Genomic DNA, 20,981 nt, shown 5'->3' with positions numbered 1-20,981 from the left:
TAAACAGACCAAAGCGTAAAGGGCTTAAATGATCGATTTCAGGTGCTTATTGGGCAGAGTGACCTGACTGCTGTTTTTTATAGTCTGAGCAAAAGTAGCAGTGAGACCGGGATGTATCCAGTCTGTTTTCTGACCAATTGCATAGGATGTTATTGTTTGCCATTCTTACAGGTCAAAACTTACGGACTGAAAGATCGTTTGCAAAGGATCACTTACAAAAGATAGTTTGCCAGCTGTGGACTTTATCGATAAGGTGAGATTTTAAATGAGTAGCCGTAAGTTAAGGGATAGTATTTGTTATCCCGTTTAATGAAAAAACGCTCACAATAAAAACAACAAAAAAGGAACGTATAGAATGGCCAGCCGCTTCTACAAGGTGTCAATGGCCGTGACCTGCCTGCTGGGTGTACTGGCCGGGAACGCCACCTCTGCAAATGCCGCTTCAACCCTTGAAGCTGTGAAAGAAAAAGGTTTTCTTACCTGCGGTGTGAATACCGGGCTGCCCGGTTTTTCCAGTCCTGACGAAAAAGGCCACTGGACCGGCATGGATGTGGATGTTTGCCGCGCCGTTGCCACTGCAGCTCTGGGGGATGCCAAAAAGGTCAAGTTTATTCCCCTGACAGCAAAAGAACGTTTTACTGCGTTGCAGTCCGGTGAAATCGACCTGCTTTCCCGTAATACCACCTGGACGTTAACCCGTGATGCCACCCTGGGACTGAACTTTGCGGGTGTGGCGTATTACGACGGTCAGGGCTTTATGGTGAAAAAATCTCTGGGTGTCAGCAGCGCTAAAGAGTTAAGCGGTGCTGCGGTGTGTATTCAGTCCGGTACGACTACCGAGCTGAACCTTGCGGATTATTTCCGTCTGAACGGCATGAAGTATGACCCTGTCGTCTTTGATACGTCCGACGGTACGGCCAAAGGTTTTGACGCGGGTCGTTGTGACGTGCTGACATCAGACCAGTCCCAGCTTTACGCTCTGAGGCTGAGACTGTCCAAACCCGATGAAGCCATTGTATTGCCTGAAATTATTTCCAAGGAACCCCTTGGCCCTCTTGTCCGTCAGGGTGATGACCAGTGGTTCAATATTGTGAAGTGGTCGTTGTCAGCCATGATCAATGCGGAAGAGCTTGGGCTGAACAGTGCGAATATCGACAGTAAGAAAATGTCCAAAGACCCCGCCATCCAGCGTTTCCTGGGAATGGATGGTCCCAAGGGAAAAGGTATGGATCTGTCCGATGACTGGGCGTGGCAGATTGTCAGGCAGGTAGGCAACTATGGAGAAGTGTTTGATCGTAATGTGGGCATGGCGTCACCCCTGAAAATCAAGCGGGGGCTGAACTCGCTCTGGAGTGATGGCGGAATTATGTATGCGCCACCGCACCGTTAATCGGAGCGGCTTTTTTCATGCTAAAAGTGTTGTTCAAACGTTTGTTCTCAAAACTATGGCGTGACCCGGTCTGGCGAGACGTTCTGTTTCAGACCGGGTTGATTCTGGCCATTGTTCTGGTTGGGTATCAGATCATCCAGAACACACTGCATAATCTGGAAACCCTTGGTATCAGTACGGGTTTCGGATTTCTCTCCGAGTCTGCCGGGTTTGGCATTATTCAGTCCCTTATCGAATACGATGAGTCTTTTTCATTTGGGCGAACCTTTGTTGTTGGTTTGTTAAATACCTTATTGGTGTCGTCTCTTGGTGTGGTACTGGCTACGCTTCTGGGGTTTCTGATTGGCATTGCCAGTCTGTCTTCAAACTGGTTGCTTACCCGTCTTGCGGTTGCTTATGTGGAATGCTTTCGAAATATTCCGCTGCTGCTGCAGATATTCTTCTGGTACTTTGCGGTGCTGGGCGTGTTGCCATCCCCCAGAGAGAGTCTGGCGTGGGGCGACTGGCTGTTTCTGAATGTTCGTGGGGTATACATCCCAAAGCCTGAACTGACCGGGGAAACCCCGGTGTTTTACGGATCATTCCTGTTTGCCTTTCTCGTTACTGTTTCACTGGCCTGGGCTGGACGACAATATAAACGACAGACAGGGCGAACCCTGCCCTGGATTAAATCGCTGTTTCTTGTCGGTATTGTGGCTATACCGTTGATAACGGGCTGGGTATCGGGTGTCCGGGTGGGATGGGAATTACCAGTACAGGGACGTTTTAACCTGTCGGGTGGACTCTCCCTGATACCTGAGCTGGTTGCCCTGCTTCTGGCTTTATCCATTTATACCGCTGCGTTTATTGCTGAAGTGGTTCGGGCGGGCATTCAGTCGGTGAGTAAAGGTCAGAGAGAAGCAGCCGCTGCCCTGGGCTTAAGGCAGGGGCGGATTCTGAAGCTGGTCGTGATTCCCCAGGCGATGCGGGTCATTATTCCGCCGATGACGAACCAGTACCTCAACCTGATAAAAAACTCTTCGCTGGCCACTGCTATTGGTTATCCCGATCTGGTCAACGTGTTTGCCGGTACCACATTAAACCAGACCGGACAGGCGGTTGAGGTGATTGCAATGACCATGGCTGTGTATCTGTTGATCAGCCTGATGGTGTCGCTGTTTATGAACGCTTATAACCGCTATATGGCAATGGTGGAACGTTAGGATGATTGAACCCCGTAAGCCACCCGTGATGAATGATGGCGTGCCGGGCTGGTTGAAAAGCCGGTTGTTTTCAACGCCTCTGAACACTCTGATGACACTGGTTATTATCTACGGCTTTTATCTGGTAATTCCTGCTTTCTGGAACTGGGCGGTTGTCGAGGCGACCTGGCAGGCATCAGGCAGTGAAGAATGTTCACCAACCGGAGCCTGCTGGGCGTTTGTTAATGCCCGGCTGAACCAGTTTACCTATGGGTTTTATCCTGTTGAGCAGCAATGGCGTGTAGATCTTTTTTTTCTGCAGCTGGTGGTCGTGATCGGCTGGATAACCCTGCCGGGATTAAAAGGTAAACGCTGGAGCCTTGCCTATGGGTTGCTGGTCATGCCTTTTGCCTCGTGGGGGATTCTTTATGGTGGCTTTGCCGGACTGAAGACCGTGGAAACCCACTTATGGGGTGGTCTGATGCTGACCCTGCTGTTAGCCCTGTGCGGCATGGTCGCTTCTTTTCCCTTTGGGGTTTTACTGGCGCTGGGCAGGCGCTCAAAGCTACCGATGGTGCGGGCGCTGTCGACGGCTTATATCGAAATATGGCGTGGTGTGCCGCTGATTACCGTGTTGTTTATGGCATCTGTAATGCTGCCATTATTTGTGCCGGAGAATGTGGTTTTTGACAAACTGTTAAGAGCGTTGATTGGTATTGTTATGTTCCAGTCGGCGTATATGGCTGAAGTCGTTCGGGGTGGTTTGCAGGCTATTCCCAGGGGGCAGTATGAAGCGTTTGCCAGTCTTGGCCTGAGCTTTTGGCAGGGGATGGTCAAGGTTATTCTGCCACAGGCCATCCGACTGGTGATTCCGGGTATTGTTAATACGTTTATCGCCCTGTTTAAAGACACCAGTCTGGTATTGGTCATCGGCTTATTTGACTTGCTGGCCATTGTTCAGTCAGGGTTAAGTGATCCGGTCTGGCTGGGTAATGCCGTTGAAGGGTATCTGTTCGCAGGTCTGGTCTTCTGGTTATTTTGTTTTGGCATGTCCCGGTACAGCAAGCGCCTGGAAAAACAGCTCTAAAGAAAAGCAGAAAGAAGAATGAATACTATAAAAACAAACGATGCAAAAACAGACAGTAAGTCGTCGTATATTGTCGAGCTGAATGGCGTTAACAAATGGTATGGAAGTTTTCACGTACTCAGGGATATTAATCTCAAAGTACAGCGGGGTGAAAAAATTGTTATCTGTGGCCCTTCGGGTTCCGGTAAGTCTACGTTAATTCGCTGTATTAACTGTCTTGAAGAGCATCAGGAAGGCGAGATTATTGTTGATAACACGGTTCTGACCCGGGACCTGAAAAACATCGAAAAAGTACGCCGGGAAGTGGGCATGGTTTTCCAGCAGTTCAATCTGTTTCCCCACCTGACGGTACTGGAGAACTGCACACTGGCTCCCATCTGGGTGCGTAAGCAGCCCCGTAAAAAGGCTGAAAAACTGGCGATGGAATACCTTGAAAGAGTACGGATTCCTGATCAGGCGAATAAATATCCGGGGCAACTGTCGGGTGGGCAGCAGCAGCGAGTCGCCATTGCCCGAAGCCTGTGTATGAATCCGGAAGTGATGCTATTTGATGAGCCGACTTCTGCCCTTGATCCGGAGATGATCAAGGAAGTGCTGGATGTGATGACCGAACTGGCTTATGAAGGCATGACCATGCTCTGTGTCACCCATGAAATGGGGTTTGCCAAAACCGTGGCGGACAGGATGATTTTTATGGATGACGGCCAGATTATTGAAGAGGCTGAGCCGGAGGCTTTTTTTGAAAATCCTGCTTCCGAGCGAACCCGGCAGTTTCTGGCGCAGATCCTGTAAAGGACATCTACACTGATTGCTGCATAGTGATAAAAAAACGGTGTCAATGTGTCTATTGAATCAGCGATATTTCAGGTAATCAGTTCATACTATTCGCCTGATGAATACCCTTGTCTGAACCACCAGTTAAAAGAGTTTGCCATAGAGAAACCCTTTGTCGGAAAAAGGCTTTTATATGCGGCTCCATTAACCAGAAATACGCTTGTTGCATTGCTACCCGTTATCGCCGGAGGTGCCAGAGTGACACTCTCCTGGCCGGATATTATTGAACCAGATCAGGAGGTGCTCGCTTTTATGGCTGGACTGGGGGTCGCCTGCTATCAGCAAGTCCCTGAAGGCCAGACTTTTGATCTGATTTTTGATTGCTGTGGCAAATATACGAACTATTCAGCCACTCTGGGTCATATTGAACTCACCCGAAGTGGTCTGGAAAAATACAGGATTCAGAGCAGTAAAGTGTGCCTGGATGTTGATTCCACCCTGATTAAAAACTTTGAAACCACTCTTGGAACCGGTGAGAGTCTGGTCAGGGCAATGAAGCAGGCTGGTTTTACTGAACTGGCGGGTCAGCGAGTGTTGCTGTTTGGGTTTGGCAAGGTGGGGCAGGGGATTTGTCGGGCATTGCTGGATGAGCAGGCTGACGTTCATATTGTTGAATTACAGGCGGATCTGCCCTTTCCGGAACACAGCCGCTTTGTTGATGGAAAGAATGTAGCGTCAGTGGTTGAAGAAGTTCAGAAAGCGAACTTTGTTGTCACGGCGACAGGCATTAAAAGTGTTATTGAAAACAATTATCCCGTCAGTGAGTTTATTAACAGCCCTGCCAGGCTGATTAATATGGGCGGTGAAGATGAATTTGGTGATGCTTTTCCGGGAGAGACGGTTTTAAATGAGAAGCATACCTTTAATTTTATTCTTGATGATCCAACCCTGATGGAGTTTATTGATCCGATTTTTGCGTTATACAACGAATGTGGAAAGCTACTGACAGAACAGTCGTATCCAGTTGGTGTACATCAGCCCCCGGATCAGATCATTATGCCTCTGGCAGAGAGATTTTGTCAGGCACAGGGAATAGATCTGAATCAGTGGGTGTAAACCGGGTTATAGCCCCTGTTTATACCCACTGATTCAACGATCAGAATTTGTAACGTGCAGTGACATGGAATGGCGTATGCGTTGGACTCGTATTTGCCTGGAGCTGATTTGGTACCAGGAATAACAATCGGGGTTCCCGGAACCGGCTTGTCATCAGTCAGGTTGCCGCCACCCTTAACGTCCTTATTTTTAACCAGGTTGTATTCAGCACCAAAGTCCAGGTCAACCCGGCCGTTCATGACGGTTGTACCTGCGCCAAAGGTGATGGTGTGGGCATTGCCAGCTGTTGAGAAGGTTGGGGCTGCGTATTCCTCTGGAACAACCGGTGTCGTGTAGATGTAACCACCACGCAGGGACCAGCCATCAATGCCTGTGTATTCAGCAGCAATACGGTAGTTGTACTGATCATTCCAGTTAGTGTTGATGCGAGGTACAGCTACATCTTCTTCTTTGCTGGAGAATGCAATTTCTTCGTTATTGCTGTATTCGGAGTAGGTAATTTCACCGTACAGGGTCCAGTTGTCATTCAGGAGATAATGACCACCGGTAGAAATCTGCATGGGTAGTGCGGTTTCGGCGGTTGCATCGATACGGTCATAGCCACTTCGGTCATTGACCACAGAATTGCCGGTTCTGTAACTGGCTTTCCCGTCAACCTCTGCCTTGACTTCAGAGCGGAAGTTAATACCCCAGCCCCAGCGTTCACTGTCAGGACGGTACATGGCACCAAGGCGAACACCAAAGTTGTTCCAGCCACTCATATCGTTATAGCCAACCTCTGCGCCAACGTTGGCTCCGAGGACATCAGCTTCAGACAGGATATTAATGTCTGCTGTGGCATAGGTCAGACGGTAAGTACCACCGACAGACCAGTTGTTGTTGATTTGATAGGCCAGGCCCAGGCCCGCTTCAACGATTTGAATTTTGGTGGAGTAATCACCGGTAACACTGGTGTCAAGAGCTGGAATGTTTGAAACGTTGCCAACGGTTACATCTTTATAACTCGCTGAGGCTCCACCGGTAGCATAAACACCATAACCCATCGTGAAGCGATCATTCAGCTGGAACAAACCGGTAAAACCACCGGCTGGTGAAAAACCACGCTCACCTTTCATGAAGTTTTCGCCATCAGCCGGACCACTGGCCTGCGTCCAGGTTGGGGAGGCGTGCAGCGCAAAGTCGTTAGATTCTGCAAAGGCCAGACCGGCGGGGTTGAAGAAGATTGCGCTGGAGTTGTTTACAGATGAAACAGCTGCGCCCGCCAGTGCGCTGTATTTTGCGTCCCAGAGTGTGGCTTTCTCAAAGCCACCCGCCACAGCATTACCGGCACCAACAGCCAGTGCCAGAGAAGAGATCAAAAAGGCTTTACGACGCAGGACGTGACTCATTACAACTCCGGGACAACAACATCCGTTTACTGTGATTAAATGTCACGAAAATGTCGTGAAAATCACAAATATGTATAATTTGGGCTAGCCTATATATAGCTAAATGAAATGTATGTATCTGTTTTGTTAACAAAATATTATAAACTGTGAAAAATGCAGATTTTGCAGGTAAACAAGGGCGAATGCTGCTTGATATCAGCAGTTCGAATCCTTAATGTGCATTTCAAACGATTCTTAAATTTTGCGGTAGGAGTGTATGGAAAGACTGATTGAGCGTTTGCTGTATTCGGCGCGTTGGCTTCTCGCCCCGATCTATATGGGAATGAGTCTGGTGCTGGTGGTTCTGCTGATAGAGTTTTATCAGAGTGTGGGCTACCTGCTGTTCAATGTGATCGATATGAAAGACACCGAGGTCACTCTTAAGGTACTTACTCTCATTGATGTGGTGCTGGTAGCGGGTCTGATCATTATGGTGATGTATTCCGGCTATGAAAACTTTGTTTCCAAGCTGGATATCGATGATGACACTGAACGCCTCAGCTGGCTGGGCAAGATGGACACCGGTTCATTGAAAGCCAAGGTGGCTGCATCTATCGTGGCGATCTCTTCCATTCACCTTCTGAAAGTGTTTATGGATGCGGAAAACGTAGCCAGCGACAAGTTGCTCTGGTATGTGGTGATTCACCTGACCTTTGTTGCCTCTGCGTTCTTTATGGGCATGCTGGATTACTACACCGTTAAGAAAAAACGCATTTCTGACCCGGTCAGCAGTACTGATCTTTAATACTCCTTCTTCAGCAGGGTCAGAAATCTCTGACCCTGCTACCTTCCCTTTAATTACACCTCATCCCGAATAAATACCCACTCACTATCAGACGACATGGATTCGTTGTAGGCATAGCCTTCATAATCAAAGCCTTTCAACTGTTCAGCTTTCGTGATTTTCTGGTCAATGGCATAACGGCACATCAGGCCGCGCGCTTTTTTGGCATAAAAGCTGATAATTTTGTATTGTCCGTTTTTCCAGTCTTTGAAGACCGGGGTGATCACCGGTACATCCAGTTGTTTTGGCCTGACTGATTTGAAGTATTCATTGGAAGCCAGGTTAACCAGCACTTTATGTTTTTGTGCCGTGACTTCTTCGTTCAGCTTTTCAGTGATCTGGTCGCCCCAGAATGCATAAAGATCCTTTCCATCATCATTGGCAAACTTAGTTCCCATTTCCAGGCGGTAAGCCTGCATCAGATCCAATGGACGCAGGATGCCGTACAGGCCGGACAGAATACGCAAATGCTTCTGGGCAAACTGGAGCTGCTTCTCCGTCAGGGTTTCTGCATCCAGCCCCGTGTATACATCGCCTTTGAAAGCCAGTACGGCCTGTTTGGCATTGCCCGGAGTGAAGGGTTGCTGCCAGGCTTCAAAACGTGCCACATTCAGTTGCGCCAGCTTGTCACTGATTTTCATCAGGCTGCCAAGGTCTGCCGGAGTGAGGGTGCGCAGCTGTCTGATCAGCGCTTCAGACTGTTCCAGAAAATCCGGCTGGCTGGATGCACTGGTAACAGGTGGGGTATCGTAATCCAGCGTTTTGGCTGGGGAAACAACCATCAGCATAATGACTCCGGCCTCTTATTTATCTTGTACGATGGAACTCAATACTAGACGCTTGCTAAAAGCTTTTCTAGCAGGCCATAAAGCTGGTAACGTTCACAGCCAAAGTTTTTGTTCATGGTTGTTTGAAACACGATGTTATTAGAATCGGGTGTGTTTCTGGGTAATAAAATTCTGGATGTGGTGTTTATTGCCTGGTTCAGTGCTCAGTTTTACAAGGTCATCAGTTCGGTGTTGATGGAAGGGCAGATTAATATCCGGCGTCTGTGGGACACCGGGGGCATGCCCAGTTCTCATTCGGCGACAGTCACCTCACTGGCTACCTGTGTGGGGTTGATTGAAGGCTGGGGCAGCAGCGAGTTTGCCATGGCAACCATCTTTGCCAGTGTGGTGATGTACGACGCTGCCGGAATCCGCAGGGCTGCCGGTAAGCAGGCCGGGGTACTCAATAAAATTATTGAACGGCTGACGCATAAGATCGAAGAAAAAGTTCACGATGAACGGTTGAAAGAGCTGTTGGGGCATACTCCCTTTGAAGTGGTGATCGGCGCATCTCTGGGCATACTTGTGGGCTTAGTCATGGAAGGCTACCTGCTTTCCTGAGCAGGTTGCCTGACCCATTCACTGTGGTTTTTTAGCAGGTTCCTGTCGGGTATAAAAATCGGTGGTCAGCACCTGTGAATCCCAGCTTTCTGTTCCATTGAACTGGATTAGTGCCTGGGTTCTCAGTTGCTCGTTACCGTTTTTGTCTTTCATGATCAGGCCGGTGACTGCCAGAGTAGCAGGCGACCCGCAACTCCCCATAGAAAAACTGATGGCCATGGCATTTTTGTTGGATGACCCGGTAATTGCCACCGGCACGCCGATGCAGCTTCTGGTTTTACCCTCGGCTGTTGTGAAATAACCGCTTAACAGCCCCTCATGTTCCTTGATATCCAGTGTGGAACCTCTCTGGTTTACCCAGTATCCGTGAAACAGTTCCTGCTGTTTTACTGAGTCGCTGGCTTCTTTTGTCTGTTCAGGAGATGGCTCTGGCAGCTGTACTGGTGCCGGTTCCTGAGTCGCAGGTGTAGCGTTGACGATTGATAAAGGTGCTGCTGCAGCCGTAGTCAACAAGCCGCACATAAGCAACCTCGTGATAGTTATTTTGTTCATGGAATAATCGTCTGATTGAGGAAGTTGGCAAGATCTAAAAATAGTCAATGATTCTGTTTTTTAAAGCTCACTGATACGTCAATTGACTTTTAGATGTAAACTTTAATTTTATTTTCAGGTTGACATAGGAAAGACTGCTCATAGACTTTGGAAACAAAACAGATAAATCGCTCAGATGGTTTTCAAGAACGATGGTTTCAAAAGTATCGGTTGAGCAGGCTGACTCTCTTATTCCCGGGCATGATATTCCCGGGCAAGATATTGTCAGGCATGACTGGGGCAGGGAGGAAGTTGAAGCGCTTTTTCATATCCCCTTTCTTGACCTGATGTACAGGGCGCAACAGATTCACAGGGTGTTTTTTGACCCAAACCGTATTCAGTTGAGTACGCTGCTGTCCATCAAGACGGGGGCCTGCCCGGAAGACTGCAAATATTGCCCCCAGAGTGGTCGCTACCATACCGGGCTGAAGAAAGAAAAACTGATGCAGATTGACGATGTGCTGGAGCGTGCAAAGCAGGCAAAAGCCAATGGCGCTACCCGGTTTTGTATGGGGGCTGCCTGGCGCAGCCCTTCAGACAACGATCTGTCTCGTGTCATAAAAATGATTCGTGCTGTCAAAGCTCTGGGTATGGAAACCTGTGTCACGCTTGGCATGCTTACCCCGGAGCAGTCCAGAGAGCTGGCAGCGGCGGGGCTGGATTATTACAACCATAACCTCGACACTTCTCCTGAATATTACGGTGATATCATCACCACCCGGACTTTCAGTGACCGTCTCGATACGCTGGCTAATGTACAGGAAGCGGGCATCAATGTTTGCTGTGGTGGCATTCTGGGAATGGGAGAAACTGTCCGGGACCGGGCCAGTATGCTCAGGGTGCTGGCGAATTTGCCCGAACACCCTGGCAGTGTCCCCATTAACCTTCTTGTACGGGTAAAAGGCACACCTCTGGGAGAGGCAGAAGAACTGGACCCGGTTGAGTTTATCCGCACCATTGCGGTTGCCCGTATCCTGATGCCGCGCGCCCATATCCGACTGAGTGCTGGTCGCAGGCAGATGGATGAGCTGCAGCACACCCTGTGCTTTATGGCGGGGGCAAACAGCCTTTTCCTTGGTGAGAAGCTGCTGGTCACACCTTTGCCGGATAGCGACCAGGATATGGCCCTGTTTGAAAAGCTGGGCATGAAAAGAGAAGAGGTTGAAGCTGAACCGCTTTATTACGACGCTGCGGCAGGGTAATGCCCCATGATGAACTTTGATCTTGAAGAGCGTCTTGAGCAGCGCAGTGAACAGCGCCTTTTCCGTCAGCGGGTCATACTGGACAGTCCTCAGAAGCCGGAAGCGATGGTTGATGGCCGTCCCTGCCTTATGTTTTGCAGCAACGACTATCTGGGGCTGGCAAACCATCCTGAGATAAGGTCTGCCTTCCAGCAGGCGGCAAACGTTTATGGTATTGGGAGTGGCGCCTCCGCACTGATTAATGGTCACAGCCGCCCGCACCGGCAGCTTGAGGAGGAACTGGCTGAGTTTACGGGTCGAGCCAGAGTGTTACTGTTTTCTACTGGCTATATGGCCAACCTTGGTGTGATCAGTGCCTTGCTGAGTCCCGGGGATGCTCTGTTTCAGGATCGGCTGAATCATGCCTCCCTGCTGGATGCAGGGCGTTTGTCGGGTGCCAGGTTTCAACGCTACCTGCATCTCGATATGGGTAACCTTGAACGCAGGCTGAAAAAAAGCAAAGCCCGGCGTAAGCTCATTGCCACTGATGGTGTGTTCAGTATGGATGGTGACAGAACACCACTGGCAGAGCTGGTTAAATTATCCAGACAATATCAGGCGGGACTGATGGTGGATGACGCCCATGCTTTTGGCTGCATTGGCAAAGGTGGGCGGGGCAGTTTAAAGGAAGGCGGTTTTACCACGGATGACGTACCTGTCATGATGGCGACCCTGGGTAAAGCGTTTGGCACTGCAGGTGCCTTTGTAGCAGGCTCTGAAACCCTGATTGAAAATCTTATTCAGTTTGCCCGCAGTTATATCTATACCACGGCGATGCCGCCAGCGATTGCCGAAGCGTCGCGAGCCAGCCTGAAGGTGGTTGAACGGGATGAGTGGCGTCGCCAGCAACTAACGTCAAATGTCATCTATTTTCGCAGAAGCTGTGAAAGTCTGGGGATTCCTTTAATGGCCTCCGACTCTGCCATTCAGCCGATTCAGGTTGGCAGTGTTGAAGAGTCTTTGAGGGTGAGTGAGCAATTACTTGATCTTGGTGTACTGGTAACCCCGATTCGACCGCCTACCGTTCCTGCAGGAAGCTCCCGGTTACGGGTTACGCTCAGTGCAATCCATACCCGGGAACATATTGACAGACTGGTTGAGGCACTGCAGAGCATTGTCTGGCATAAACCAGGACAGGCTGCATGACCTGCCCGGCCTTTTTTAAAGAGCAGCTCAGGGCTGCTTCTAATTAGACGACACCGTATGACAGCATGGCATCGGCCACTTTTTTGAACCCGGCAATATTCGCTCCCTGAACGTAATCAATCTGGCCGTTATCATCCCGTCCATAGGTAAGGCATTGCTGGTGGATATTGCGCATAATCAGGTGCAGGCGCTGCTCCAGCTCTTCGGTTGACCAGGACATTCGCATGCTGTTCTGACTCATTTCCATGCCAGATACAGCAACGCCCCCTGCATTTGCCGCTTTTGCAGGCGCAAACAGAACAGCTTTCTCTTGCAGAAAATGAACGGCTTCCAGAGTGGTGGGCATATTTGCGCCTTCGGCTACTGCTATACAGCCATTGGTTAGCAGGGTTTTGGCATCGTGCAGGTCCAGCTCGTTCTGTGTGGCGCAGGCAAACGCCAGTTGGCAGGGGAACTGCCAGACTTTGGTGTCGCTGTGGAATTCACAGCCAAACTGTTCGGCAAATTCGCTGATGCGACCCCTGCGCACTTCTTTCAGGTCGATAAGCCAGATTAACTGGTCTCTGGTGATTCCGTCAGGAGCATGGAAACTGCCTGAAGAGTCGGACATAGCCACCACTTTACCGCCCAGTTCAATGATTTTCTCAGCCGTATACAGGGCAACATTACCAGAGCCGGACACCACGCAGGTCTTGCCTTCCAGTGAATGCCCATGCTCTCTTAACATTTCCTCAGTAAAGAACACGGTGCCAAACCCTGTGGCTTCCTTGCGAACCAGGCTGCCACCGTATTCCAGCCCTTTACCGGTTAATACACCCCGGAATTCGTTCTCCATACGCTTGTACTGACCAAACATGTAGCTGATTTCACGGGCTCCTACCCCAATGTCTCCGGCGGGAATATCGGTGTGCGCGCCAATGTGCTTGTGCAGTTCGGTCATAAAGGACTGACAGAAACGCATCACTTCCCGGTCACTTTTTCCTTTAGGGTTAAAGTCCGAGCCGCCTTTTGCAGCGCCCAGGGGCAGGGTGGTCAGGCTGTTTTTAAAGGTCTGTTCGAAACCCAGAAATTTGAGCGTATCGAGTGTCAGGTTTGAGGCGAAGCGCAGGCCGCCTTTGTAAGGGCCAATGGCATTATTAAACTGAACCCGATAGCCACGGTTCACACGTATATGTCCTTCATCGTCTTCCCAGCAGACCCGAAAGCTGATGACTCTGTCAGGCTCCGTCATGCGTTCAAGGATGCGGGCCTTGATATATTGCGGATGGCGATTAATGTAAGGGATAACACTCTGGGCGACCTCCTGTACAGCCTGGTGAAACTCAGGCTCGTGGGGGTTACGCTTGTGCAGCCCCAACATGAATTCATCGAGGTTCAGTTGACTGGAGAACATTTGGAACTCTCCTTTATTGTGAATTTTTTCTTTCTCTATGCAGAAAGTCTACTACCAAAACAGGATTTCAATATGTGTCTGGGTCAATAGATTCAAAATTATTGGCGATCGCGATTGTTTTCTGGTTATGTCTATACTGATAAGCCGTCCAAAAATCTGAATTATAAAGAGAACCGGTCATGCACATCGATCCAACTGCGACCCCCGTAAAGGATGTCTACAAACTACTGATCAGTACCGTTACACCAAGACCGATCGCCTGGGTATCCAGTGTTGATGATCAGGGCATTGTCAATCTGGCACCTTTCTCTTTCTTTAATGTGGTGAGTGTTAACCCGCCTGTACTGGGTTTTTCACCTTTGCTGGACGGTACTGGCAAAAGCAAAGACACCCTGAACAATATCCGCAATACCGGGGAATTTGTGGTGAATGTTGTCAGTCATCACATTGCCGATGCCATGAACCAGACTTCCGCTCCTTACGAGCATCACATCGACGAGCTGCAACAGGCAGGGCTGACGGCTATGCCGTCATCTCTGGTTAAGCCGCCTTCTGTTCAGGAAGCGATGGTTCATTATGAGTGTCGTTTGCATGACCTGATTTCATTTGGCAACGACCCGTTGGCGGGTAATCTGATACTGGGGCAGATCTGCCATATTCATGTGAATGATGAACTGAAAGACGGGGATCGTATTAATGTCAGTAAGCTCGATACGGTGGGTCGTATGGAGGGCAGTTATTATTCCACCACACGAGACCGGTTTGCCATAGATCGCCCTATCCTCGATTAACCCTTTGCGATTAATCGAGAGTTTTCTTGAACCGCATGGCAGCAATCACAATACCCGACAGGGTAAAGATGACGAGAGCTGTCACATCCATCCACATGTGGCTGATACTGGCACCACGCAGAATAATGCCCCGCATCAGTCGCATATAATGAGTGGCTGGCAGTAGCTCGGCCAGCCACTGAGCTGCTTTCGGCATACCCTCAAAGGGGAACATAAAGCCTGACAGCAGTATCGAAGGCAGCAAGATAAACACGGTCATCTGTGAGGCCTGCAACTGTGTGGTTGCGAGAGTCGAGAGAATTAACCCCATCGTCAGGCTGGCTGCGATAAACAACAGGGTTGCCCAGAGCATCTGAGCCACGCTGCCATCAATCGGTACTGAAAAGATAAGGTATCCGAGCGACAGGATAATCCATACCTGCAGCAATCCGATAAAAACATACGGCACTATTTTACCAATCATCAGTTCCACAGGTTTTACCGGTGTTGTGATCAGCAACTCAAGATTACCACGCTCCCGTTCCCGAACCAGGGCCGCTGAGGTGAACATGATCATTGTCATGGTCAGAATAACGCCAACCAGACCGGGAACAATGTTCACCACAGCCCGCTGCTCAGGGTTGTAGTACAGGGTAATTTCAAAGAGAGGATTTATAGATTCGGAATAAAAGCCGGGTATTGCGCCTGCCGACATATCCCTCAGCTGTTTTATGGCGCTGCTGATCATCGGGTCGGAGCCATCAACCAGCCACTGGGCAGCGATTTCCCTGAGAGCCATACGATGCTCAAAGTCTCCGGGAATAATCAGGATGGCGCGCACATCGCCCTGTCGCATAAGCTCTTCAGCCTGCAGGACGCTGTGTTCATAGCGAATGACATCGGCTACCTGTGATGCCTGAACGGCAGCGATCATTGCGCGGCTGCCTGTGTTATCGGCAAAATCGACAACGGCCACGGGCAAATGGCGCACATCGGTATTAATCGCATAGCCAAAGAGCAGTAACTGAATCAGGGGAATCATGACCACCATGCCAAACGTGGGCTTATCCCTTGCCAGCTGCCGAAGTTCTTTCATGAAAATAGCAAGAATGCGCTGCAGGCTGCTCATAAAAACTCCTCTGTGCCATTTATCCAGTTGATAACTTTTTCTGGCATGAGAAGACCAAGTATAGATATTCCGGATGAACTGACTTAACAGGAACAAATACTGAAACCATTAATGAGTCCTGCTGGCAGAGCAAAATATGAAACTATTTTTTATTTTTATAATCTAACGCTTTTTTGAGAGGCAGAAGTTAAATTAAGAGTGAGCAGAACCCTGATGCAGCCCATATCAACTATAGAATCTGAAAGGACAATAGCATATACCTGGTCTTCCAGGGATAGTGATACTGGTTCTGGAGCCACTGATGATAAAGCTCGTAAACTCAATCAGGAAAATATCCGAATCCGTGCTGTATTGTCTGCTCCCTTACCCGGAACCTCCGCTCTGGTTATCTCAGGCCGCAACGTCAATGTTTGTGAGTGGAAAGCAAAACTTTTGGTACTGCAGGAGCGGGCATGCAAATATTCAGAAAAGCGGCATGAGGTTAAACAGTGGTTGTTGCCCGATCAATCCAACGACTCATTGCTTAAAGAAAGCCAGCACGAAGCAGAACGACTTTATGGTAGCCGGGCATCTTCCTATTGTCCGGAGCCATCCTCTATCAGTCGGATGAAAAATTTTCTGAAGATAAAAATTTATGTAAATAAACTCCAGGGGGATATTAACCTCTTCTGTAAGGAAATAGGTAAACGTAAAACGGCTTTGTATATCCAGATTAAGGCATCTGAAAGTAATGAAGAAAAATCAAAGTATGCTGAGGAGATGAACAGGCTCGCTTCACTTCATGACAGGGCAAAAGAAATTGTTGAGCCTGCGCAAAGCCGTACACAAATGAATCTCTATAGTCAAAAGGTAAAGAATTTTCAGCAGTGGTGTCCTGTTCGTCCAGCCCCTCAGGTTGAAGTGCCGGAAGGGTTAACAGCAACAATGGATGGTTACAGCATGATTCTTGATTACTACCGATACAGAGACTCATCTCTCTATCAGTTTGGCAGTAAAACTCCGAGAGCGCAGTGTTATAACGCTATCAATCGTAGAAACGTGGCTATCATGACAGCGACACACAGTCTTTCAGATCCATCATTATTATTCTCAAATTTTGCCGTCAGCGGAAAACATACTGCTGGTGTTAAGGCTCAGGAGAACACTTCTCTTTTAAAAGCTACTGCGTGCAGAAGCAAAATAAGCAGTGATTATGAACGCAATTATGACGCAGAGTTTAAGCTGGCCACCTGCCTTGTATCTGCAATTCCAGACAGAGCCGAATACACTGGAACTATCAGTCTCTGGTCCAGAAAGGAACTGTGTGTGTCTTGCAATCATGTTATCAATGAACAGCTACGTAGCATGCTGCCCAAAGCAACAATCAATATTGTCATTGGATAAAAAGAGAGCCTATGGTAGTTATCCAGCCTCCGGTAAAGGATCATTATTGTCATTCTTTAGCGCAACAATTTTCAGGTTTGAGGATAAGCAATAAAATATGGATACTTCTCAAGCTCTTCAACGGTGGTGACAAGATGCCCCCCGGGATTAGCGGCGAGTTCTTCCTCAGAGTAATCTAGCGGAAATTTAACACCATACACACTATAACCTTTTGCAAGGTATTTCTTTGCCTTTTCCTGACAGCTTTTGCTGAAATTATCGAGAAAAAAACCAAACCCGCCATCATTGAAAAAATCATCCGGACAATATAAGTCATTAGCGCTCTGTGTCTTGAAAAATGACGGATTAGCCTCCCTTACCCGCTCAATGGAATTCAGGTGTTTGGTTGACACGACCATTTCCAATACCCGGATGTTATTTGTCATTTCAGTGAGTTTATTCATATCCAATGGATCTTCCAGTCCCATATTTCTGGAAAAATCAGCCAATAGTTCGGCTTGCCTTTCTTCAGGATAAAGTCCGATCACGTCTTTTATCTGACAAAGACTGGCTGAAAGCTGTCCGGTAGTCAGCAGTGTATGGTATTTAAAGGCTGAGCGATTGATCTTTTTAAGGGCATCTTCACCCAGCATATAGTGCTTATTCTCAGATGGCGTTTTTGTATCAACATATTGGTAGGGATCGGAGTCCAGAATCAGATACCATAAATCGTTGTTGACGATAGCAGCGAGAGTTTCACGATCCAATTGGGCCAGTTGTGCAAGGGTGGTTAATGCTAGTGAGTGAGAGAACTTGCCGTGAAGAAAGTTCATTGACCAGTTACTATCGAGGAAACCATTTTTACTGGCAACAGAGTCAGCAATGGTTGGATGAATATAACCGATGAAAACCGGAGAAGAGCCGGTTTTCAGGTCGCTTCCGCTTTCCTCACATACTTCGTTCATGGCGATGCGTAAACTATCCCGGGTATCTTCCCGGGAGAAAAAGCAGCCTTTCCCGTTATAGCCTGCCAGGTAAGGGTGTATAGGTTTTTTTGAAAGATAGTCGTCGAACAGGCAGGCTATATGGTCTTCCGAATAGCCAGGGTGGCGTTTTTTATCGGCTATAAAGTTCCTGACTGAATAACGATTGGGTACTGGATCTTCCGGAATTGAGACGTTTTTTCTTTCAAATTGTAAGGCCAGCTTTTCTCCCAGTTTACTCAGAACGGGCAAATGGGAAGTGATGTCCATCATCTTCTCGCAACAGCTGAATACTTTTTTCTGCATTTCCGGATCAGGTATTTCCTTGTTCACTGTCTCCTTAAACCACTCAAGAAATTCATTTTTCAGAGAGGCGATGTCATTGCAGAAATGCTTGTTAAGATAAAGTTCCGGAAATAAAAGGCTGCTTTCATTCAACTCCAAAAGGCTGACGCCTGTATGGCCCGGGGTCTCAACCAGTACGGTAGGTAAGAGTTCAGTTTTTTTCTGGTCTGAATAATTTGCCTGTCCCAGCAGGTCGAGTAACTCTTCAGAGTAAACTGAACGGGTTTCCGGATGTTCCAACCCTAATCCGGTGACAGCCCAGTTTAACGGTGAAGTGGCTGAGCCATCTTCCTGGGTAGCCTGAGAAATATAAGAGGGTGATTGTTGAGTAAACAGGTATGTTCCAATCTGTGTGCTAAAACACTCGCGATCAGTTACTCTATTTTCTTCAAATAATCTTCGGGTGAGGGTTAACTTCTCTTCATCGCTCATTAGTTCTACAAATTTCAAAATCGTAGAATTATTTAAAAAAATCCTGAGCTTTTTGTAATCGTTGTTTTTTTCAGAAGCATCAGCCAGTTCAATGAGTCTATTGTAGACTTTTCTTTGTTTTGATTCGTCTGGGTTTAAGGTTTTCTTTAAACTTCTATTTTGGAGGGGGATGTCCTTTTTTTCTGTTTCTGAATGCCTGCTCAATTGCATTGAAGGGTTTTCGGATCGCACATTTTTAGCCATTTCAGAATCTGATACAACGCTTTTATTTCCTTGTAGAGGTGCTGTTGTATCTGGGAATGGCTTGGTACTGGTCAAGTTCATTCTAAAATCCTTTTTAATACTATTTTGACTGGTACAGTTGGTGTTTTGATCAGCGAATCAATAATAAGTTCATTTTTTGTGGCTATTCATTGTGGCTATTCATTGCAGCTATTCATTGCAGCTATTCAGCTTCCGGCAAAGGGTTACTGTTGTAATTTCTGGTGCAGTTGTTATCTCGTACACTGCACAAAGACATCTTCCAGGCTGGGTCGTACCTGCCGAATAGTGCGGTCAGCCATCAGTTCAGGGTACTGCTGATGCAGCCATTGCTCAGGTGTTGAAAACTGTTCTTTAACCAGAACTCTCAAATGGGTACCCTGCTGAGCTGTGGATAACACCCCGGGCAGAGATTCCAGAGTGCTTTTTACCTGTCGCAGATTATCACCATCGACTTCCAGCACATGGGCGCCCAGGTTTTCCAGCAGCGCTTTGGGAGAGTCATCTGCCCGTTTGCAGCCGGATTCGAGAATAGCCAGCCCATGGCAACGTTCCGCTTCATCCATGTAATGGGTTGAAACGAGTATGGTGGTGTCCTGTTCGCAGAGGTCGAACAGGGTTTCCCAGAAGTCCCTGCGGTTTTCCGGATCAACGGCAGATGTGGGTTCATCCAGCAGTAACAGCTCCGGCTGATGCAGGGTTGCGGCCGACAGAGCCAGACGCTGCCGCTGACCGCCACTCAGGCTGCCAGCCAGCCGTTTACGACGCTGGTTTAAACCGAACTCAGACAGTTGTTGTTCAATGCGGAGTTTGCTGGTTCTGGCGGGCAGGTTATAAATCTGTGCAATAAACTTCAGGTTTTCTTCCACGGACAGGTCATCGTACAGGGAAAATTTCTGAGTCATATAGCCCAGCCGCATCCGCAGTGCTTCCGAGTCTTTTGGAATGTCCATACCCAGCACTGTTACCTGCCCGGCGCTGGGCGTCAGCAGCCCGGTCAGCAGGCGCATAGTGGTGGATTTGCCACAGCCATTGGGTCCCAGAAAACCATAAATAGTTTTTTCCGGAATCATCAGGTCAAGATTATTGACGGCAACAAAGTCCCCGAAACGTCGGGTAAGCCCTTCTGCCTTTATTGCCAGCCCGGGCATCAGGGCAACTCCACCTGAACCGGAATGCCTGTTGGCAATTCCGCGGCTGATGGTGGCAGCTGAACCTCTGCCAGATACACCAGCTGGGATCGCTCCTTTTCATTCAGGGCGTAATGGGGAGTAAATGCCGGATCGAGAGCAACCTTGCGCAGGGTTCCGGTATAAATACGATCGACGCCGTCTATATGAATAGCCAGTTTGTCGCCGACACTGACCTGAGTGCGAACCGGTTCAGGAATATAAATGCGGGCGTAGGGGACGTTGTCTGCCAGCAGAACCGCCAGCGGGGTTCCTGCTGCAACCCTTTCGCCTTGGTGTCTGGGCAGGCTGTCGAGCCAGCTGTCCCGGGTGGCATAAAGGGAGAGTTCATCCAGCTTTTGCCGTTCCAGCTGTAAAGCCGCCCTGGCTCTGACCAGTGATGCTTCAGCCTGTTCAAGGGTTTCAATCCTTGTTCCCTGCAATAACAGTTGCAACTTGTCTTTTACATTTTGAAGGTTGGCAGACAGGGAGTTTTGTTTGGCAAGCGCAGTATCAAGGTCGGACTGCGTTAACGTGTTTTTTTCGACCAGTACCGAGATACGCTCGTAGTTTTTCCGGGCTTCAGTATACAGTGCCTTCTGGCTGGCCACCTGGGCGCGGGCTGCCGCTATTTCTTCCGGTCGTGCGCCACTGTTCAGTTCATCGAGGTAAGCTTCGGCTCTCTCCACTTCAGCCTGTGCAGAAGCAACCAGAGACTGTTGTTTCTGGTCATCCAGCCTCAGGATCAGGTCACCTTCTGTCACCCTGGAGCCTTCTGGTGTGAGAACCTCTACGATAATTTCAGACGAAGTGGCAGACAGAACAATACGGTCGCGCTCAAGCGTACCCAGAATCTGCGTGGAAGAGTCGTTTGTGCAGCCTGAGAGAATCAGGCTGAAAGTAAAGAGAAAAGGCAGACGCGATAAAACAGCGTGAAGTCTGGAAGTGGTCATTGCATCACCCGGTTATTTTTCTCCGGTGACTTTCTCCAGTGAGCAATGATAGCACTTCC

General features: G+C 48.6%; 19 protein-coding genes. 11 read left to right on the top strand and 8 right to left on the bottom strand.

The window, feature by feature from the left end:
• Positions 1-382: 382 nt before the first annotated feature.
• The 5 genes from V5J35_RS07830 to V5J35_RS07810 are packed head-to-tail and all read left to right on the top strand — an operon-like array spanning position 383 to position 5,548.
• On the top strand, positions 383-1,390 hold the full coding sequence (locus tag V5J35_RS07830) for an amino acid ABC transporter substrate-binding protein (RefSeq protein ID WP_354011377.1): 1,008 nt from the start codon (positions 383-385) through the stop codon (positions 1,388-1,390).
• 17 nt (positions 1,391-1,407) lie between these two features.
• Positions 1,408-2,592: an amino acid ABC transporter permease gene (locus V5J35_RS07825; RefSeq protein WP_354010714.1), complete on the top strand. Its 1,185-nt coding sequence runs from the start codon at positions 1,408-1,410 to the stop codon at positions 2,590-2,592.
• A gap of 1 nt (position 2,593) precedes the next feature.
• The gene (locus V5J35_RS07820; protein WP_354010713.1) at positions 2,594-3,658 is read left to right on the top strand and encodes an amino acid ABC transporter permease; all 1,065 of its coding nucleotides are present in this window, start codon (positions 2,594-2,596) and stop codon (positions 3,656-3,658) included.
• Positions 3,659-3,676: 18 nt separating this feature from the next.
• Positions 3,677-4,450: an amino acid ABC transporter ATP-binding protein gene (locus V5J35_RS07815; protein ID WP_354010712.1), complete on the top strand. Its 774-nt coding sequence runs from the start codon at positions 3,677-3,679 to the stop codon at positions 4,448-4,450.
• A 48-nt stretch (positions 4,451-4,498) separates the two neighbouring features.
• The gene (locus V5J35_RS07810; protein ID WP_354010711.1) at positions 4,499-5,548 is read left to right on the top strand and encodes an NAD(P)-dependent oxidoreductase; all 1,050 of its coding nucleotides are present in this window, start codon (positions 4,499-4,501) and stop codon (positions 5,546-5,548) included.
• Here the strand turns inward: V5J35_RS07810 and V5J35_RS07805 are convergent.
• Positions 5,536-6,936 carry an OmpP1/FadL family transporter gene (locus V5J35_RS07805; protein WP_354016308.1) on the bottom strand — a complete coding sequence of 467 codons (1,401 nt, stop codon included), beginning with the start codon at positions 6,934-6,936 and terminating at the stop codon, positions 5,536-5,538. The two genes, V5J35_RS07810 and V5J35_RS07805, sit on opposite strands and share 13 nt — an antisense overlap.
• A 256-nt stretch (positions 6,937-7,192) precedes the next feature.
• Between V5J35_RS07805 and V5J35_RS07800 the strand changes: the two genes are divergently transcribed.
• Complete coding sequence (locus V5J35_RS07800; protein ID WP_354010709.1) at positions 7,193-7,720, top strand: TIGR00645 family protein; 528 nt, start codon at positions 7,193-7,195, stop codon at positions 7,718-7,720.
• A 53-nt stretch (positions 7,721-7,773) separates the two neighbouring features.
• Here V5J35_RS07800 and yaaA read toward each other — a convergent pair whose 3' ends face one another.
• The gene (gene yaaA, locus V5J35_RS07795; RefSeq protein ID WP_354010708.1) at positions 7,774-8,547 is read right to left on the bottom strand and encodes a peroxide stress protein YaaA; all 774 of its coding nucleotides are present in this window, start codon (positions 8,545-8,547) and stop codon (positions 7,774-7,776) included.
• A 132-nt stretch (positions 8,548-8,679) separates the two neighbouring features.
• Between yaaA and V5J35_RS07790 the strand changes: the two genes are divergently transcribed.
• Complete coding sequence (locus tag V5J35_RS07790; RefSeq protein WP_354010707.1) at positions 8,680-9,147, top strand: divergent PAP2 family protein; 468 nt, start codon at positions 8,680-8,682, stop codon at positions 9,145-9,147.
• Between the two features lie 18 nt (positions 9,148-9,165).
• Here the strand turns inward: V5J35_RS07790 and V5J35_RS07785 are convergent, their stop codons facing one another.
• Positions 9,166-9,699 (bottom strand): avidin/streptavidin family protein, encoded by a 534-nt coding sequence (locus V5J35_RS07785; protein WP_354010706.1) that lies wholly within the window; start codon positions 9,697-9,699, stop codon positions 9,166-9,168.
• A 191-nt stretch (positions 9,700-9,890) separates the two neighbouring features.
• Between V5J35_RS07785 and bioB the strand changes: the two genes are divergently transcribed.
• Complete coding sequence (gene bioB / locus V5J35_RS07780) at positions 9,891-10,940, top strand: biotin synthase BioB (RefSeq protein ID WP_354010705.1); 1,050 nt, start codon at positions 9,891-9,893, stop codon at positions 10,938-10,940.
• A 6-nt stretch (positions 10,941-10,946) separates the two neighbouring features.
• Entirely contained in the window at positions 10,947-12,125 is a 1,179-nt protein-coding gene (gene bioF, locus V5J35_RS07775) for an 8-amino-7-oxononanoate synthase (protein ID WP_354010704.1), read from the top strand.
• A gap of 43 nt (positions 12,126-12,168) precedes the next feature.
• Here bioF and gdhA read toward each other — a convergent pair whose 3' ends face one another.
• Positions 12,169-13,518, bottom strand: a complete 1,350-nt coding sequence (gene gdhA, locus V5J35_RS07770; protein WP_354010703.1) for an NADP-specific glutamate dehydrogenase — start codon at positions 13,516-13,518, stop codon at positions 12,169-12,171.
• 179 nt (positions 13,519-13,697) lie between these two features.
• Between gdhA and V5J35_RS07765 the strand changes: the two genes are divergently transcribed.
• Positions 13,698-14,309, top strand: coding sequence for a flavin reductase family protein (locus tag V5J35_RS07765; protein WP_354010702.1), 612 nt, complete (start codon positions 13,698-13,700; stop codon positions 14,307-14,309).
• 10 nt (positions 14,310-14,319) lie between these two features.
• Here the strand turns inward: V5J35_RS07765 and V5J35_RS07760 are convergent, their stop codons facing one another.
• Positions 14,320-15,417 carry an ABC transporter permease gene (locus tag V5J35_RS07760; protein ID WP_354010701.1) on the bottom strand — a complete coding sequence of 366 codons (1,098 nt, stop codon included), beginning with the start codon at positions 15,415-15,417 and terminating at the stop codon, positions 14,320-14,322.
• A 198-nt stretch (positions 15,418-15,615) separates the two neighbouring features.
• Here V5J35_RS07760 and V5J35_RS07755 point away from each other — a divergent pair, with 198 nt between their 5' ends.
• Positions 15,616-16,800 carry a deaminase domain-containing protein gene (locus V5J35_RS07755; protein WP_354010700.1) on the top strand — a complete coding sequence of 395 codons (1,185 nt, stop codon included), beginning with the start codon at positions 15,616-15,618 and terminating at the stop codon, positions 16,798-16,800.
• 71 nt (positions 16,801-16,871) lie between these two features.
• On the opposite strand, the gene V5J35_RS07750 is transcribed toward V5J35_RS07755, so the two are convergent.
• From V5J35_RS07750 to V5J35_RS07740, 3 genes are all read right to left on the bottom strand, one after another.
• Complete coding sequence (locus V5J35_RS07750) at positions 16,872-18,539, bottom strand: hypothetical protein (RefSeq protein WP_354010699.1); 1,668 nt, start codon at positions 18,537-18,539, stop codon at positions 16,872-16,874.
• Between the two features lie 494 nt (positions 18,540-19,033).
• Positions 19,034-19,951, bottom strand: coding sequence for an ABC transporter ATP-binding protein (locus tag V5J35_RS07745; RefSeq protein ID WP_354010698.1), 918 nt, complete (start codon positions 19,949-19,951; stop codon positions 19,034-19,036).
• Positions 19,951-20,922, bottom strand: coding sequence for an HlyD family secretion protein (locus tag V5J35_RS07740; protein ID WP_354010697.1), 972 nt, complete (start codon positions 20,920-20,922; stop codon positions 19,951-19,953). The genes V5J35_RS07745 and V5J35_RS07740 overlap by 1 nt, the downstream gene beginning before the upstream one ends.
• Positions 20,923-20,981: the final 59 nt, after the last annotated feature.

Source organism: Endozoicomonas sp. NE40 (assembly GCF_040549045.1).
GTDB classification, from domain to species: Bacteria; Pseudomonadota; Gammaproteobacteria; order Pseudomonadales; family Endozoicomonadaceae; genus Endozoicomonas_A; species Endozoicomonas_A lisbonensis.
This window is presented reverse-complemented; position numbering and strand designations above follow the sequence as displayed.